The organism is Mesorhizobium sp. M7A.F.Ca.MR.148.00.0.0 (assembly GCF_003997735.1).
Lineage (GTDB): Bacteria > Pseudomonadota > Alphaproteobacteria > Rhizobiales > Rhizobiaceae > Mesorhizobium.
This window is the reverse complement of sequence record NZ_RZTB01000720.1, coordinates 1-233: the sequence shown is the minus strand read 5'-3', so window position 1 is coordinate 233 and position 233 is coordinate 1. Positions and strand designations below refer to the sequence as shown.

Annotated in this window: 1 pseudogene; it reads left to right on the top strand. The window is 59.2% G+C overall.

Annotated elements, in window-relative coordinates:
* Positions 1 to 95: 95 nt before the first annotated feature.
* A pseudogene (locus EOB49_RS38565) lies at positions 96 to 233 on the top strand (RpiR family transcriptional regulator); the annotation flags it as partial.

Genomic DNA, 233 nt, shown 5'->3' with positions numbered 1-233 from the left:
CATTGCGTCCCTGTGGATGATTTCATACAGTTTGTCCGGCTTTGTCAAATGCGATCTCGGAAAAGGCCTTCGGCCGAGCCAGGGGTGGGGAAAACATGATTTCCAGCATTGCCGAACTGATCGCCGATCGCCTCGGCACGATGCCGGCCGGCGAACGGCGCGCGGCCCAGACACTGATCGCCAACTATCCGATGATCGGCCTGAAAACGGTCGCTGAATTCTCGGCTGCGGCG